The 17,361-nt window shown below is 41.2% G+C and carries 15 protein-coding genes; 10 read left to right on the plus strand and 5 right to left on the minus strand.

The features are described 5' to 3' along the window. Positions 1 to 34 precede the first annotated feature (34 nt). From AACW45_RS00070 to ftsH3, 5 genes are all read left to right on the plus strand, one after another. Positions 35 to 712, plus strand: a complete 678-nt coding sequence (locus AACW45_RS00070; RefSeq protein ID WP_190626476.1) for an N-acetylmannosamine-6-phosphate 2-epimerase — start codon at positions 35 to 37, stop codon at positions 710 to 712. Continuing rightward, positions 709 to 1,929 (plus strand): acetate kinase, encoded by a 1,221-nt coding sequence (locus AACW45_RS00075; RefSeq protein ID WP_190626478.1) that lies wholly within the window; start codon positions 709 to 711, stop codon positions 1,927 to 1,929. The genes AACW45_RS00070 and AACW45_RS00075 overlap by 4 nt, the downstream gene beginning before the upstream one ends. Positions 1,930 to 2,215: 286 nt before the next feature. After that, complete coding sequence (locus tag AACW45_RS00080) at positions 2,216 to 3,001, plus strand: hypothetical protein (RefSeq protein ID WP_190626479.1); 786 nt, start codon at positions 2,216 to 2,218, stop codon at positions 2,999 to 3,001. A 108-nt stretch (positions 3,002 to 3,109) separates the two neighbouring features. Further along, complete coding sequence (locus AACW45_RS00085) at positions 3,110 to 3,946, plus strand: aminotransferase class IV (RefSeq protein ID WP_190626481.1); 837 nt, start codon at positions 3,110 to 3,112, stop codon at positions 3,944 to 3,946. Positions 3,947 to 4,026: 80 nt separating this feature from the next. Continuing rightward, a complete protein-coding gene (gene ftsH3, locus AACW45_RS00090; RefSeq protein WP_190626490.1) occupies positions 4,027 to 5,865 on the plus strand; it encodes an ATP-dependent zinc metalloprotease FtsH3 in 1,839 nt (612 codons plus the stop codon). A gap of 449 nt (positions 5,866 to 6,314) precedes the next feature. Here ftsH3 and AACW45_RS00095 read toward each other — a convergent pair whose 3' ends face one another. Then, positions 6,315 to 6,791 (minus strand): hypothetical protein, encoded by a 477-nt coding sequence (locus AACW45_RS00095; protein WP_190626492.1) that lies wholly within the window; start codon positions 6,789 to 6,791, stop codon positions 6,315 to 6,317. A 236-nt stretch (positions 6,792 to 7,027) separates the two neighbouring features. Then, positions 7,028 to 7,216, minus strand: a complete 189-nt coding sequence (locus tag AACW45_RS00100; protein ID WP_190626493.1) for a hypothetical protein — start codon at positions 7,214 to 7,216, stop codon at positions 7,028 to 7,030. 622 nt (positions 7,217 to 7,838) lie between these two features. Here AACW45_RS00100 and AACW45_RS00105 point away from each other — a divergent pair. From AACW45_RS00105 to AACW45_RS00115, 3 genes are all read left to right on the plus strand, one after another. After that, positions 7,839 to 8,018, plus strand: coding sequence for a hypothetical protein (locus AACW45_RS00105; protein WP_190548455.1), 180 nt, complete (start codon positions 7,839 to 7,841; stop codon positions 8,016 to 8,018). Positions 8,019 to 8,251: 233 nt separating this feature from the next. Beyond that, entirely contained in the window at positions 8,252 to 10,228 is a 1,977-nt protein-coding gene (locus tag AACW45_RS00110; RefSeq protein WP_190626495.1) for an AMP-dependent synthetase/ligase, read from the plus strand. 44 nt (positions 10,229 to 10,272) lie between these two features. Continuing rightward, positions 10,273 to 10,725 (plus strand): YlqD family protein, encoded by a 453-nt coding sequence (locus tag AACW45_RS00115; protein WP_096644864.1) that lies wholly within the window; start codon positions 10,273 to 10,275, stop codon positions 10,723 to 10,725. Positions 10,726 to 11,538: 813 nt separating this feature from the next. On the opposite strand, the gene AACW45_RS00120 is transcribed toward AACW45_RS00115, so the two are convergent. Continuing rightward, complete coding sequence (locus AACW45_RS00120) at positions 11,539 to 12,057, minus strand: hypothetical protein (RefSeq protein ID WP_306414995.1); 519 nt, start codon at positions 12,055 to 12,057, stop codon at positions 11,539 to 11,541. Positions 12,058 to 12,602: 545 nt separating this feature from the next. Here AACW45_RS00120 and AACW45_RS00125 point away from each other — a divergent pair. Continuing rightward, positions 12,603 to 13,907 carry a dihydrolipoamide acetyltransferase family protein gene (locus tag AACW45_RS00125; protein ID WP_190626498.1) on the plus strand — a complete coding sequence of 435 codons (1,305 nt, stop codon included), beginning with the start codon at positions 12,603 to 12,605 and terminating at the stop codon, positions 13,905 to 13,907. Between the two features lie 312 nt (positions 13,908 to 14,219). Here AACW45_RS00125 and AACW45_RS00130 read toward each other — a convergent pair whose 3' ends face one another. Beyond that, entirely contained in the window at positions 14,220 to 14,558 is a 339-nt protein-coding gene (locus tag AACW45_RS00130; protein WP_190626499.1) for a XisI protein, read from the minus strand. Between the two features lie 153 nt (positions 14,559 to 14,711). Between AACW45_RS00130 and AACW45_RS00135 the strand changes: the two genes are divergently transcribed. After that, positions 14,712 to 15,065, plus strand: a complete 354-nt coding sequence (locus AACW45_RS00135) for a hypothetical protein (RefSeq protein ID WP_242045645.1) — start codon at positions 14,712 to 14,714, stop codon at positions 15,063 to 15,065. 349 nt (positions 15,066 to 15,414) lie between these two features. Here the strand turns inward: AACW45_RS00135 and AACW45_RS00140 are convergent, their stop codons facing one another. Continuing rightward, positions 15,415 to 17,316 (minus strand): trypsin-like peptidase domain-containing protein, encoded by a 1,902-nt coding sequence (locus AACW45_RS00140; protein WP_190626500.1) that lies wholly within the window; start codon positions 17,314 to 17,316, stop codon positions 15,415 to 15,417. Positions 17,317 to 17,361: the final 45 nt, after the last annotated feature.

Genomic DNA, 17,361 nt, shown 5'->3' on the forward strand with positions numbered 1-17,361 from the left:
TGACTCTTGCTCAATGCCCAATGCCCAATGCCCAATGCCCAATACCCCAAAAGGATTAATCGTTTCCTGTCAAGCCCCTGTTGATTCTCCATTGCATCAACCGCTAGTTATTGCCGCAATGGCACAAGCTGCTGTGAATAATGGCGCTGTTGGTGTACGCATAGATACACCAAATCACATTAGCGCTGTACGTGCAGTTCTGAAAGCACCTATTATTGGACTATGGAAGCAAGTTATCGCTGGCTATGATGTGTATATTACGCCACAGTTTCACCATGCTGTAGCTGTGGCAGAAGCTGGTGCTGATATTATTGCCATTGATGCCACAATCAGAAGTCGCCCTGGTGGGGAACAACTAGCAACGATAATTTCCCGAATTCATCAGGAATTAAATAAGCCAGTTATGGCAGATGTCGATACAATTGAGGCGGCAAAAGCAGCAGTAGAGGCTGGAGCAGATATTGTGGGAACTACTCTTTTTGGTTACACAGCCACAACCAAACATTTGACGCCTCCTGGTTGGGAACTCCTCAGCCAGATGGTAGAACAGCTAAATATTCCTGTAATTTGTGAAGGTGGTATCGCCTCACCCCAAATGGCTCGTCAAGCCTTAGATTTAGGGGCTGATGCTGTTGTCGTTGGCACTGCTATTACTGGGATTGATATGCAAGTCAGAGCCTATCAATCAACGCTGAATTGGGAAAAATTATGAAAATACTTGTATTAAATGCCGGATCTAGTAGTCAAAAAAGTTGTCTATATGACATTACTGCTGAGACTTTACCCCAAGAAGCACCTCAACCACTTTGGGAAGGTAAAGTTAACTGGATGCAAGACAAAGGAGTCGCAGAAATTGAAGTAAAAACTGCTACGGGCGAAATACTGCAAGAATCAATCTATGCAGATTCTCGACAAGCCCATGTAGCCTATATGCTTTATACTCTAACTCGCGGTGCCACTAAGGTAATCGAGCAACTGTCAGAAATCGATGTTGTTGGTCATCGTGTAGTGCATGGGGGGCAAGATTACCGTAATAGTACGGTAATTACTGAGGATGTAAAAAAGGCGATCGCGCAATTAGCAACTCTAGCCCCAGCCCACAATCCCGCCGCAGTGGAAGGGATAGAAGCCATCGAACAAAGTTTAGGCGCAGTAAAACAAGTGGCAGTATTTGATACTGGATTTCATGCCACAATCCCTGATGCCGCAGCTATCTATCCCGGCCCCTATGAATGGGTAGAACAAGGTATTCGGCGCTATGGTTTTCATGGTATCAGTCACAAATACTGCGCTCAACGGGCGGCTGATATCCTGGGTAAAGATTTAGCATCTTTGCGATTAATTAATTGTCATTTAGGTAACGGCTGTTCTTTAGCCGCAATTAAAGATGGTCGCAGTATTGACACCACAATGGGCTTTACACCCTTAGACGGGCTAATGATGGGTAGTCGTTCCGGTTCCGTCGATCCGGGGATACTGATTCACCTGCTACGACAATCTAATTGTTCTGCTGAAAGCCTCGATTATGTGTTAAATAAAGCTTCCGGGTTACGTGGTATCTCTGGGGTGTCTAGCGATTTACGAGAAGTCATAACTGCGATCGCTCAAGGTAACTACCGCGCCCAACTTGCCTGGGATATTTACGTACATCGCTTGTGTTCTGGCATTGGTTCCATGCTACCGGGTTTAGGGGGATTAGATGTGTTAGTCTTTACCGCCGGTGTCGGTGAAAAGTCTCCCGGAATTCGTCAAGCTGTCTCCGACGCTTTGGGATTTTTAGGTGTAAAAATCGATCCAGAGAAAAATCAAAAAAACCCCGTAGACATTGATATTGCTACCCCAGAATCACAAGTACGAGTCTTGGTGATCCATACTCAAGAAGATTGGGCGATCGCGCAACAATGTTGGCAAATTTTAAATAATTCTTAATTTAAGACTGGGCATGGGGCATCCCTTCGACTTCGCTCAGGGCGAGTGGGCATTGGGCATGGGAAAGACATATGGGTTTTTCCCCCTGCTCCCGTTCGGCTGACGCTCACGGCGGAAGCCTGCTCCCTGCCCCTCTGCCTACACAGTGATAGTATATTTTTTTAGTTGTAAGTCCCTAAGGCTGCCTTCTATTATCAGCAAATCCTCCCTTGGCTGTAAATTTTTGCTGTGCTGTAATTATCAATACACAACAATAATTTGCAGCAACAAAGGTCAGTCAAACATCATGTTAGCATCATACCGTCATACCATTACTAAATCTTTAACAGTTTGTATGTGTATGTTAGGAGTTGGCTTAATGCAATATCCTCAACTCCAAAAACTATTAAATAGCCAACAAACTGCTTCTGTAGAAACTATAGAAGCAGAACTAAAATCTGAAAAAACTCAACTTAATTTACTCAAGCAAACTCCCAATTTTGGCTATGGTAACTTAATTGCCAACTGGGTATATATTAACTTTTTAGAATACTTTGGTGACGATGAAGCTCGTGCAAAAACTGGTTACAATTTTAGCCCAGAATATTTTGAGGTAATTCTTGCACAAGATCCTAAATTTTTAGCTGCTTATTTAAGTTTATCTACCAGTACTTCTATGTATGCAGGATTGCCAGAACGATCCATAGAATTGATGGACAAGGGTTTAAAATCTTTAGCTCCTAAAGTGCCTGAAAAATCTTATTATGTATGGCGTTATAAAGGCATAGATGAATTATTATTTTTAGGCAATTCGCAAAACTCTGCAAAATCTTTTAGCACAAGCGCTGATTGGGCTAGCCAATTAACCGATGAAGAAAGTAAATTTATCGCTAATATTTCTCGCAGAACCGCTAAATTCCTCAAACGTAATCCTGATAGTAAAATCGCCAGGATAAATACATGGATTATGGTATTAAATAACGATGTAGACGAAAAAACTCGTAACCGAGCAATTAAAGAAATTGAAGCTTTAGGCGGTAAAGTAATTGCCACTCCCGAAGGTAACAAAATTATTATGCCGTCAAAAGATTAAAATTGGTTAATGGTCAGTTGTCAGTTGTCAGTTGTCAGTTGTTAAAAATTAACAGTCAACTGTCAACCGTCAACTGTCAACATCCTCCATAACTTCTTATACTCCGTGATGGAGGTGAGCGTAATTTATTGGTACAACGGTAAATTAATCGAGTCCCAATCCCTAGAATTAAATATTAACGATCCGGGATTGCTGTATGGGGCAACAATTTTTACAACCATGCGGGTTTATGAGAATTCCCTCGATAGCAACTTGACTCACTGGCGGTTACATTGCGATCGCTTGCTGTTTTCCATTAAAACTTTTCATTGGCAAGAACCAGATTGGCACAGGATACGTCAAGGTGCAGAAATATTACTTAAACATTTTCCGATTCTCAGAATTACCCTGTTCCCTGACGGGAGGGAGTGGATTATAGGGAGATTGTTACCAGCAGATTTAACAGCAAAGCAAAGCGATGGGGTAGTATGTGCCGTTGCTAGTATAGAACTAGCCCGTAGTCTTCCTACTCATAAAACAGGTAACTACTTGAGTGCATGGTTAGCCAAGACTAACAGCCAGCAATTAGCCGCCCAAGAAGCGATTTTAGTGGATGGGGCGGGAAATTGGCTAGAAACCAGCACAGGTAACCTGTGGGGATGGCGAGACGGTTGTTGGTGGACACCGCCTTTAGCAGTGGGAATTTTACCAGGAATTATGAGAGCGCAGCTAATTAAATGGCTGCAATACCAGCAGCCAGCAGTGAAAGAGGAACCTTGGACAATGGATTTAGTGAAAGGATTTAAAGCGATCGCTTATAGCAACAGCGTCGTGGAAACCGTCCCGATCCATACCGTTCACCAGCCTCAAGGATCGTTAGAATATGATCCACACCATCAAAGTTTGGAAATTCTCCGGAGTTTTTTTAGCATGACAACGTCACCATTTTGGTATACGTTAAGATAAGTTAACATAATTCTTAAAAATGCCCTCTCTGTTAGAGACGTTACGCGATCGCACCAAAAATATTAGGAGGATTTACCTCAGTGAATAAAAGATGGAGAAATGCAGGGCTGTATGCGCTGCTGTTTATAGTTGTAATTGCCTTAGGTACAGCATTCTTTGACAAGCAACCACAAAGCAGAGAGCCATTACGCTACAGCCAATTTATTCAAGAAGTTGAAAAAGGCACAATAGATAAAGTCAGTTTAAGTGCAGACCGTTCTACCGCGTTGGTCACATCCAGAGACGGTAACAAAAAAGTCGTCACACTAGTTAATGACCCTGACTTAATTAATACTCTTACTGCAAAAGGCGTTGATATTTCTGTATTGCCCCAAACCGACGAAGGATTTTGGTTTAAGGCACTCAGTAGCTTATTTTTCCCAGTATTGCTTTTAGTTGGCTTATTCTTCCTGCTGCGTCGTGCCCAAAGCGGCCCCGGTAGCCAAGCAATGAACTTTGGTAAATCCAGAGCCAGAGTGCAAATGGAACCCCAAACCCAAGTCACCTTTGGTGATGTTGCGGGTATTGACCAAGCCAAACTGGAATTAAATGAAGTTGTAGACTTTCTCAAAAACGCCGATCGCTTTACCGCAGTTGGTGCCAAAATTCCTAAAGGTGTATTGCTAGTAGGCCCTCCTGGTACAGGTAAAACCCTCCTAGCTCGTGCCGTAGCTGGTGAAGCTGGTGTACCATTCTTCTCCATCTCCGGCTCTGAATTTGTGGAAATGTTCGTTGGTGTCGGTGCTTCCCGCGTCCGTGACTTATTCGAGCAAGCTAAATCTAACGCTCCCTGTATCGTCTTCATCGATGAAATTGACGCAGTTGGTCGTCAACGGGGTGCAGGTTTAGGCGGTGGTAACGACGAACGGGAACAAACCCTCAACCAGCTACTCACCGAAATGGATGGCTTTGAAGGTAACACTGGTATCATCATCATTGCTGCTACCAACCGTCCCGACGTACTAGACGCAGCTTTATTACGTCCCGGTCGCTTTGACCGTCAAGTAGTCGTAGACCGTCCCGATTACGCTGGACGTAGCGAAATCCTCAAAGTCCACGCTCGCGGCAAGACCTTAGCCAAAGACGTAGACTTAGATAGAATTGCTCGCCGTACCCCTGGTTTCACTGGTGCAGATTTATCCAACCTGTTAAACGAAGCCGCAATCTTAGCTGCACGGCGCAACTTAACCGAAATCTCGATGGATGAAATCAACGACGCCATCGACCGCGTATTAGCTGGCCCAGAGAAGAAAGACCGAGTAATGAGCGAAAAGCGCAAAACCTTGGTTGCATATCACGAAGCCGGTCACGCCTTAGTTGGTGCTTTAATGCCTGACTATGACCCAGTACAAAAGATTAGCATTATTCCTCGCGGTCGTGCTGGTGGTTTAACTTGGTTTACCCCAAGCGAAGACCGGATGGATACTGGCTTATACAGCCGCGCTTATCTAGAAAATCAGATGGCGGTAGCTTTAGGTGGTCGGATTGCCGAAGAATTAATCTTTGGCGAAGAAGAAGTTACCACTGGTGCTTCCAACGACCTCCAACAAGTAGCCAGAGTTGCGCGTCAAATGGTGACACGCTTCGGGATGAGCGACAAACTCGGCCCTGTAGCCCTTGGTCGCCAGCAAGGTAATATGTTCCTTGGTCGCGATATCATGTCAGAGCGTGATTTCTCCGAAGAAACTGCCGCCGCAATTGACGAAGAAGTTCGCAAACTGGTAGATGTAGCTTACACTCGCGCTAAAGAAGTGTTAGTTAATAACCATCACATCCTCGATGAAATCGCGCAAATGCTAGTTGATAAAGAAACAGTAGATGCCGATGAATTGCAAGAAATTCTCGCAAATAACGATGTGAAAACTGCTGCTTTTGCATAAGCAGTTTTGGTGAAAATTTAAGATTTTCTAAAATTTAAAATAGGGGTAACTCTGGCACTTCCAGAATTACCCCTATTTTTTACAAACTCTTTTCTCTCTGTGCCCTCTGTGCCTCTGCGGTTCAAAAATAATTACTAATACCAACTGCAATCTAAAACATAACATTGAAACCCATACAAGGGCGGGGAAACCCCGCCCCTACGAAAATCTTAATACATAATTCTTCCTTGGCGTCCTGGGCGTCTTCTCTGCGAGACGCTGCGCGTTCACGTAGTGTCTCGTAGAGAAGGCGGTTTATTTATGATTAATTTCAATTTTCATAACATTATAAATGTAGGGTGTGTTGTCGCGTAGCGCAACGCACCAATATAAGATAAAAATGGAAGGTGCGTTAGCCTCCGGCATAACACACCCTACAAAATTAAAATGCGATCGCCAACTTTCTCCCATTACAACTGAGATAAAACTTTAATCGATAAAACTTGATAACCGGCACCTTGAAGTATACATTGTCCATCAGCATCTAAAGGACAAGCAACTTCATTCGACGCTGGACGATTTCCCGCGTGATAAATTGCCGTTATTTCAACTAATTGCTGATGCAAAGATTGTAATTGATCGCGAGAAATTTTTTCTGTCGGACGCAAAACTAAGGGATTTTTAGATTGTGAATTTGTTATCAGAAAAAACTCTTCTCCTAGATAAGCTTGCACCGACATTACAGGAGGAATTTCTTCATAAATTAACTTTCCGCGAAAAGTTTCTATTTTTGATGTCATTAAATTTTCAGTTGATGTTGGCAAATTGGAACTTACAGAAGATTTCGTAATACAGCTATTAGCAGGTTCAATTACCATCAAAAAACTACTAAATATAGCCGCCATCAACAAAATTCTGGGGGAATTTTTCAAATATAGAATAAACATAACAAGTTAATTTAGTATGAGTGGCGGTTGTAGCTATCTATAAAGTATTCCCCATAATCAAGCTAAATCAACTAGGTGAGAAAACCCAGATATATAGGTAAATTGGTGATGTACAGATAATTTTAAGGGCATAGCAGTGCTATGCCCCTAACAAATAATTCGTAATTTTAGAGATGAAGCGATCGCTGATTTTTTCATTCTAGCAATCTGCGCGATCGCTCTGAATGCGGATATTTTTACAGGGGCAATTCGCTTAACTCAGAAAAACTGCTAACCTCAGTGTTAGACTCGGTTGCGGTGACGGGAACTGGGGCTGGTATACTTTCTTTAGTATTGACTGCCAAAATCATCGATAGCAGCTTGGGAAATGCAAGGCAGGCAACAGCGTTGATGAGTGTTAATAAAATACAATCTATGAAACTCATAGATTACCCCCCTCGTAAATTAACAATTTGTGAGTCTATTTCTTATTATCAATCATATTCTGTATTTTTGACTACCTAGTAAATTTTGATTTTCTTCTCATTGATATAAGTTATACAAATATATTTAATATTGACTTTTATGAAAATACGAAAAATCCTTGTTTTAGAGCTATTTCCTCTGTGGGGAATTTATCATTTTCTGACATAACCCACTAGGAGAAACTGACAGCAATGAAGTTGTATGTTGTGAAATGGTTACAACATTGTTTAGAATTTTTGTCTAGCTTAATTAATATTGAAATTTTCAATGACAATCATCTATAAAACTGAATATCCATGTTTACTTCTGGATGAAGGCAAATCTCAATTATTTTGGAATAAATAAACCATTGCTAAGATTTTTAAGACTGATTTAAGTTAGATGACATTTTTCATCTTGGCTCAAAGTGGTATGAATGCACCTGCGGATGATGAACAATATCCAAAACCTTACGTCAATATATCTGGGCAGTATAAATACTGCTAAATACCTAATTAATTGGGAGTACAGCGATCGCAAAAATGAGGACGGAATTTACAGAATGGGCTGCCTGTTATGGTGTGAGCGGTACAATAAGGAAAAGTGGTTATTGCTACTGTAGTTGTTTGTGGACTGGAAGCATGGGTTGAAGGTTCAGTCGGTTTACCTTTAGATGAAAGCACAATTGAGAGCATCTTGGGAAACCCCAAACAAGCAACAGTATTGATGAGTGTCAGTAATGCAGCGTGTTTTAAAACCACAGGTAATCACCCCCTTGTATAATAGGTGGTCGCTATTTTTAGCTGTCATCACAATGTCTGCAATTGCATTAAATACAATCACATCCATTGCTTTAAAACTATATAAATTAATTTTATCATAAATTTTTGTTAATGGAAGCGAGCGGTGTCCGAAAATGCTATCTCAGCAAGCATTGTGTATATTAAAGAGATTTATTGTTGAAGAATAGTAAAATTCTCACAAAAACAGTTCATTTAGTAATTAGGTGATGTGTTATGAGTCAAAGCAAATCTGCGGCAACTTATTTAGCGAATATTACTGAGCGAGAACGCTTATTATTAAAGCGTTTGGTCGATTATACAAATTTAAATGCAATTCCGGAAATTTGGCCTATAGCCGCTAAGTCTTTTGGCAATACGGTAGCACTAAAAGATCCGCATAGCAAACCAGCAGTGGTAATTAATTACACCCAATTGGCAGAGAAGATTCAACAATTTGCGGCTGGGTTACAGGCTTTAGGAGTAAAAGCAGGCGATCGCATTTCTTTAATTGCTGATAATAGTCCTAGATGGTTTATTGCCGATCAAGGAATCATGACGGCTGGGGGAGTAGATGCGGTACGTAGCGCCCAAGCTGAAAAGGAAGAATTGCTGTTTATTGTCGCTAATAGTGGCAGCACTGTGGTAGTAGTTGAAGATTTAAAGACGCTGAAGCGACTGCAAGATAGACTCAACGATTTACCAATTCAACTAGTAATTTTACTGACTGACGAAACCCTAGAAACCCAAGAAAATTTTAAAATACTCAATTTCTCACAGCTTGTAGAACTGGGTAGCAACCATACTCTAGAACCAGTTGAGCAAAATTACGATACTCTGGCAACACTGATTTATACTTCTGGTACTACAGGCAAACCCAAAGGTGTGATGCTCACTCATGGGAACTTATTACACCAAATCAATACTTTTGGCACGGTATTACAACCAGATGTGGGTGACATAGCCTTAAGTATCCTCCCAACTTGGCACAGCTACGAAAGAACAGCTGAATATTATTTACTTTCTCAAGGCTGTACACAGGTGTACACTAACCTGCGTTCAGTGAAAAAAGATTTAAAAGACTTTAAACCTCAGTATATGGTGGCTGTACCTCGCCTGTGGGAATCAATTTATGAAGGCGTACAAAAGCAGTTTCGCGAACAGCCAGCGAAAAAACAACGTTTAATTAACTTTTTATTGAGCAACAGCGATCGCTATATTAAAGCCAAGCGGATTGCTGACGGGTTAAGTTTAGAGCATCTTCAAGCTTCCGCAATTGAGCGATTATCAGCCAAAATACAAGCCTTGAGTTTGTCCCCGCTCCATGCCTTAGGCGAAAAACTAGTGTATGCTAAAGTCCGAGAAGCAACCGGAGGACAAATTAAGTATGTAATTAGCGGTGGTGGCGCACTTCCCAAGCATATAGATAATTTCTTTGAAATCATTGATATCCGGATTTTGCAAGGCTACGGCTTAACAGAAACATCCCCTGTGACTAATGTGCGTCGTCCTTGGCATAATGTGCGTGGTTCATCAGGCCCCACACTCCCCGCTACAGAAGTTAAAATTGTCGATCCAGAGACTCGCAAACCTCTGCCAATTGGGGAGCGAGGCTTGGTACTGTTGAGAGGGCCGCAAATTATGCAAGGCTATTACCAAAATCCCGAAGCGACAGCAAAAGCCATCGATGCTGAAGGTTGGTTTGATAGCGGCGATTTGGGGTGGTTAACGCCGTCAAATGATTTGGTGCTAACAGGCAGGGCAAAAGATACCATTGTTTTAACTAATGGGGAAAATATCGAGCCACAGCCCATAGAAGATGCTTGTTTGCGATCGCCCTATATCGATCAAATTATGCTTGTTGGTCAAGATCAACGCAGCCTGGGTGCGTTAATTGTACCGAATATAGAAGCCTTAGAAAAATGGGCGGAAAGCCAAAACCTTGACTTAAGCAGCAAAAGTGATAATATTACTGCCTCACCCAGTCAAAAAATAGACCTTGAGAGTAAAATAATCCAGGAATTATATCGTAAGGAATTGAGCCGAGAAGTGCAAAATCGTCCAGGCTATCGAGCCGATGACCGTATTGGCCCCTTTAAACTCATTCCTGAGCCGTTTTCCATTGAAAATGGCTTAATGACTCAAACACTAAAAATCCGGCGTCATGTTGTCGCAGAACGCTATCGCGATCTTATTAACGCCCTGTTTGCCTAATAATTCCACTGAAACAATAAATTATAGAGTGAACGTGAAACTGTATGGATGTCTCCAAACCTCAACAAATGCTTTTGAAACGTGTCGTTAATGTCAAAGTTATTGTGACTCCTCTATGGAAAGAGGAAGTACAACAGCAATTACAAGCGCAAATCAATCAAACCGATCAGCAATTGCAACAACTAGACATTGAAGGACAAAGAGCAATCACCGCCATTCAAAAGCAAAGTTTGCAACCCCCAGGGCCGCAAACTCTCCAACAGATTGACAATATCCAACTCCAAGTCAATCAAAAGAAAAGCGAACTTCTAGAGCAAAAAAATCAATTCCTCCAAAACCTCCAGCAAGTACAGTACTTGGAGTTAGATCAGGAAGTTAACCAATTTCAAATGGAAGGTTTTTTCCGCATCGAACCTGGCGATAACCTGATCAGCAAAACCCAAGTCGAAATTGTGCTTCGAGATGGGATTGTTGAAGAAATTCGTGGCGATATCTAAAAATAGTCATTCTTACAAAGTTCTGAGCGCCGGCTTCCGGCGCTCAGACTTTGCGCTTTGTCAATAGTCAGGGACATCCAATTTTTTAAATACCCAATCAATTTGTAGTGCGAGCGTCTCGCTCGCTGGTGTTCCAAAGCGAGCAAGACTTCGGCGTGAGCGCTCAGTCGAACGCTGCTCGCACTACGGAATTTGGGTAATTTATTTTTTGTAAGTCCCTCATTGGTCATTTGTTGTGTATGCTTTCCTTGCCAATAAAAATGGTCGTTGACCCTCCCGAATGTATGGACATCAGACAGGCTAACTTCAAAGTAGTCAGACTTGCCGCAGCAACATCAGAGATCGGGGAAAACGTGAGTCCTGCTGGTCAGCTATTGCTGTAAATCCAAGACGAACGTACCGTAGAAAATTAAAGCCTCGACTCCGCTCGGCTTTAACCCTGAGCGGAGCCGAAGGGTTAAACTGCCTAGGTCAGATGGGCGGCTGCCTGGGTTCTCCCTTGAGGAGATAAAGGTCGTAAGACCAGAGACGCTGTGTAAGACCATTATCGGGTTTAGTCCCGAATATCCTTGGATATCCCCAGCGTGGCAACGGCGAATGAGACGGGAAGCCTACACACAACCGTTGGTCAGTGTAGGTACTTCACCAGCATCTACTGACATTTTTTAGTATTAATGCGTTAAAGTCCATGCCACTGCCAATAATTAAGAAAAATGCATGTGGCGTGGATTTTTCTCAATAGTCAATAGTCAACAGTCAACAGTCAACAGTCAACAGTCCGTTGTATTTGCCGATCGCATAAGATTGCTATCGTTAAAAAGAATCCCCAGCTTTGTACTCCCCTGTTGTGGGTTGACAGCTGAGGATTAAATTTTGTTGGGGGCGCTTTGCTGGGTTACACTGCACTTTCGAGCCAGCCCAGACGATTTCCCACACAGGTGGCGAACTCACTAAAAGCGATCGCCCAAAGGTATTCATTTCCACGCGATATTTAACTTCACTAACTGGATTATTGCTCGGTTGAACTTGGGTAATCGTGACTAAAGCTTGATTTCTTTGGGGATACGCTACCTCGACTTTCCGCGTACCAACTTCTTTGACAGTTTCTTCAAAAATATTTAATGCTAATGTAGTCGGATTGCTACCTTGAAGATTGGAGTTGAGACTGGCAAGGGGTATGGCTTTATATTGGGTACGCTCTGGATAAATAACAGGATCTTGGGAGATTTGAGTTGCAGCTATTTCCTGGGTTTTTCCTTCGTTAGTTTCTAGGGTGTGCGCTACAGGCTGGTGTTGAGCAAAATAAACTCCAGCGCCCGCAGTAGCGAACATACTTATTATCACAATCAAGAACAATTTCCATTTTAGTGACATAAAAATTAAACAAGAATTCAATTTCAAACAAGTAAATTATCAACCTTAAATTTTAGATGGAAGGTGAATCGCTGAACTTCTACCTTCTGGATAAGCAGCCTTGATTTTCACTTGAGTAATTATGGGAAAAGTAAACTGAGAAAACAAACTCATTTGATTGATAAAATACTTGTTGTGGCTGTTGGTTGTAAATACTCAGCGATCGCAATTTAATTGCTATCTATATTAGACATTAATTTGGGGTTTTGGTTCCAGATGGTCAAGGGGCATTAGAGATTAGAGACGCGATGAATCGCGTCTGTACAAGAGTCATTTGTCAGTTGCTTCCTTGTCCTCCTTCTCTTCCCTAGCCCTTAGCCCCTAGCCCCTAGTCCCTAAACCCTAGCCCCTAGCCCCTAGCCCCTATCCCCTAGCCCCTAGCCCAAAACTCTCACACCAAGATACAATTCGATCTGGTAAAAGCTGTTAAAGTCCATAAATTCATTGATTCACCAAACCACCCTATGAGCATTTACGAAGTATTTATGCCGGCGCTGAGTTCCACCATGACCGAAGGCAAGATTGTATCTTGGGTGAAGTCGCCAGGCGATAAAGTGGAAAAAGGCGAAACAGTGGTGGTTGTCGAGTCAGATAAGGCAGATATGGATGTGGAATCCTTTTATGAAGGATATCTGGCTCATATCTTAGTGCAAGCTGGTGAATCTGCGGCTGTGGGAAATGCGATCGCTTATATTGTGGAAACAGAAGCAGAAATTGAAGCCGCCAAGGCTAGTGCAAATTCTGGTAGTGCGGCTGTTGCGCCTGCTGCTGTTCCCCAACCTGTAGCCGCAACTGTTGCAGCTGCTGCAATTCCCACATCTCAAAATGGCTCTAACCATAAAGAAGGGCGGTTAGTGGTTTCACCCCGCGCCCGTAAATTGGCGAAAGAGCTAAAAGTCGATTTGAATACCCTCAAAGGTAGCGGCCCCTACGGTCGGATTATTGCTGAAGATGTGGAAACTGCTGCAAATAAAGGTAAACCCGCCGCTAGCGCCCCCGTAGCACCAAAACCATCTGTAGCCCCAACCGCCCCAGTAGCACCACCAACTCCAACAGCACCACCCGCACCAGTTCCCGCAGTCGCCAGTGCAATTCCTGGTCAGGTAGTACCTTTAACTACCTTCCAAAATGCAGTTGTTCGGAACATGGTAGCTACCTTATCTGTACCTGTATTCCGTGTAGGTTATACAATTACCACCGATGGATTAGATAAGCTGTATAAGCAGATTAAATCCAAAGGTGTGACCATGACAGCGCTATTGGCAAAAGCTGTAGCTGTCACGCTGCAAAAGCATCCATTAATTAATGCTAGCTATTCCGACCAAGGAATTGTTTATCATTCTGACATCAACATTTCCGTTGCTGTAGCAATGGATGATGGCGGATTGATTACACCCGTGTTAAAGAATGCAGATTTAGTAGATATTTATTCCCTATCGCGCACTTGGAAGTCCTTAGTAGATCGTGCTAGGGCAAAACAACTACAACCAGATGAATACAATAGCGGCACTTTTACCGTGTCCAACTTAGGAATGTTTGGTGTAGATACATTTGACGCGATATTACCTCCAGGACAAGGTGCAATTTTAGCAGTCGGCGCATCTCGTCCGCAAATTGTCGCCACTCCTGATGGATTATTTGGTGTGCGTCAACAAATGCAGGTAAATATTACCGCCGATCACCGAATTATTTACGGCGCTCATGCGGCTGCATTCTTGCAAGATTTAGCTAAGTTAATTGAAACCAATGCCCAATCTTTGACTCTGTAACCAAGATTTCTTAATAAAACAATGTTACTTTCTAGACTTGGAGTTAAATTAACTTCAAGTCTTTTTATTTTGTGAGCCGCTAAGAGGTTGTTTGAATAGTGGTTGGCTGTATATTCACACTTATTGATCCCCCCTAGCGCCCATTTTTAAGGGGGGAATTGGAATCATAGTCCACGGCAGTTGCTACCCTTCGGGAACGCTTTCAGCGAACAAGTCGGGAAACCCGCCCAACGCACTGCCTCCCCTTTTTAAGGGGGATTTAGGGGGATCTAAAAGTATTTGATACATCACTAAGGACTTTTAAAATATCCTCTAAGCGATCGCAAATTCAGTGTATTGTCTGAGATGAGGTGGATGAAAGGCTAAAACAATCTCCTCCCTGGCAATTCCTTTGTGCAACAAATCTGTCGCCACCCCATCCTCTGTCCAATCTTCCTCAATCCAAATTTTGTCATCTTGCAAACGGATATGAATCATTACACTCTTAATCCGTTCGTCTTTGTGCCAACCCATCAACAGCAAAAGGTATTGATCGCGTACCTCATCAAAGGCTAAAGCACTAACAGTTGTAGAACCAGATTTTTCATTGAGTTGATGATATTCTGTTAAAATTTCTTGGACGATTTGACGATGATGCTTTAATCTATCCATTGCACAATTACCTCACTTTCTGCATCAACGATTAACAATTTAACCTGATTCCGATTGATAATCATCTGAGCTAACTGACGTTGATTGCGAGCAAAACAATCTCCAAAAAGAGCGATCGCTCTTTAATGCCATTTTTGCAGATTAGATGCAGAGTTGAGGAAAGCCGCTATTGAGTTGAGAATAGCCACTATTGAGTTAAGGAAAGCCGCTATTGAGTTGAGAATAGCCACTATTGAGTTGAGGAAAGCCGCTATTGAGTTGAGGAAAGCCGCTATTGAGTTGAGCAAAGCCACTATTGAGTTGAGCAAAGCCACTATTGAGTTGAGCAAAGCCACTATTGAGTTGAGCAAAGCCGCTATTGAGTTGAGCAAAGCCACTATTGAGTTAAGGAAAGCCACTATTGAGTTGAGAATAGCCGCTTCAAGGTTCGTTTTTGTGTGGTGCGATCGCTTAATTATAAAAACTCATTGCCAGCAAAGCAATCTTGAAAAGAGCGATCGCTCTTGAACACCATTTTTTCAAACTAGATGGAGGCTTCGTCTTTGGTTGGTGCGATCGCCTAATTATAAAATGTCATAGCCAGCGTTAGGTAGCTATCTCGCCGGGTAGGCGTTCTCGTAAAGCCTGCGGCATAGCTACGCTTAGGGCGTAGCCTCTCGTAGAGAAGAGTAGCTAATCAACTTCAAGTCTTTCGATTTTGTGTGGCAAAATTATTGCCTAACATTCTCATACACTATATATATTTAAATTTATTTACCAGTATTTATGTCACAATCAGAACCTTCTTCCACCGTATGGCAGGAATTGCAGACTACTTGACACCAGTTTTAAAAAAGAAAGCTTGAGCCTCTGAATTTTATATTTTTACTTCAAACTTGGGTAAAACTGGAATTGGACTGAGGGTATCACCACAAGCTAACAATCCTTTCGCAATGACATCAGCAATCTCTTCGCGTTTTTCAATAATGATTTTCTTGTCCTCTGGATCGTGCCAAAAACCTAATCGCATTCTTAGTGAAGGCATCTTTAAGTTGCGACAAAAGTCTATTCCATTTTTTCCTATACCACTATCAGATCTAGCGCCTTGACTCGGAAGTTCAGAAATCTTATTTGTGAGCGATTGTAGTAATAATTCTGCATGAAGGCGACGCTCATCTTTATTAGCAACATAAAAAATTGTTGTTCCTCTTTCATTTTCAGGTTTTCGTTCGCTGACATAAATTTGTAGTGCTATATCTCCAACTTTATATTCATTATATTCAGGTGAGTTTTCGATCCATTTAATAGCTGCTTCAGATGTAACTAAATTATCTGGAACTACGAAGACTTGAAAACCATGTTTTATCTCATCTTCTAATTGTGCTAATTTATTAATAATCTTGTCTCTGATCTGTTTGACATAATTTCCAGGTTCTTGTGATGTATAATCTCCCACATAATTGGCTACCAGAAAAATTCTCCCTCTGGGAATTAGGCGATTATTAAGCAGAACATAGCGATTGATAAACTCATTAAGTTCTTGAGTAAACTCTGTTGTTTGTTGAGCTTGTTTTTGTAAGTTTTCGACTATTTTACAAATTTTTATCCCTAAATTGCCCACAGTATAATTATTTTCGCTATCAATTAAAGTAGCATGATGTAAAGCTACTAACTGCCAGTTTTGCGTCAATACTGGACTTCCTGAAGAACCTGGTAATGTAGAAGTTTCATATTGAATGAAATTCTTATATATTTTTTGAACTCTGTTGTTAAAAATAACAATTTCTTTGTCCCTACCTTTAGGATGTTGAATAATGATAGCAGGCTCACCGGGAAAATCATAAAAATCAGATTTTTTATGATTTTGATATACATATTTTTCAGGATTTTTATCTGTTCGATTACGATTGTAAGGTGGCGCAATTAGTTTTTTTTCTGCGCACATTGATAGCCATCCAAAGTTATCACCTGCATCGTTAAAAATTAACTTATATTTATTGTCTCTTTCTTCATCAGTTAAAGCAGCAACTTTCACTAAAGAATAATCTAGCTTTCTGTCAGTAATAAAAAAACTAGAATCTAATTTATATTCTATTTGATGGAGGAAATTACCTAACGCATCCTGTTCATAACTAAATTGAGCAATAAAATTTTTGGTGCTTTCGCGATCGGGCAGGATATGATGATTAGTTAATAAATATTTTTTTCCTACTAAAAACCCTGTACCAATAGGCAAGTCTTTGGCTTTAGATTTAAGTTTGCTAACAAAATTAGAATTATTTTTAAGTGCATTTATCAATGCTATTGGATCTATTTTTTCAGTATTTATTTGATCGTATTCTTGCCAAAAATCATCATTTTGTTTTATGCCTAAAATACTATTAATTTCTGCTTTAGGGTAACGATATCCAAGGTTGCTAGTTACAATAAATTTAATTATTTCCTCAATATCTGATTCATTTGTTGTGTAGTTTCTAACCAATCTACATATAGCAGAGCTACATCTTAAGCCTTTAATTATCAAGGTTCTCAGAGCCGCAATTGGTAGAAAATTATCTTGGCTAAATACTAATTGACTGTTATTTATATCTGGTGTAAATCTGGATTTAATAATATCTGTTAGTTCTAATTCATCTATGATTTCATCATCTTCTTCTATAGGTTCAATTTGTCCAACCATAATGTTGCTTTCTACCATTCGCTGAAGATTCTTATCCCAAACAAAATATTTAGCTACATCACCGTTAATAAGTTTATGAAAAATCTTATAATAAGACATATATTTTATCCTTTACCAAAATAAATCGCGCTAATTTACTTAATT

Source organism: Calothrix sp. FACHB-168 (assembly GCF_963889195.1).
GTDB classification, from domain to species: Bacteria; Cyanobacteriota; Cyanobacteriia; order Cyanobacteriales; family Nostocaceae; genus Aulosira; species Aulosira anomala_A.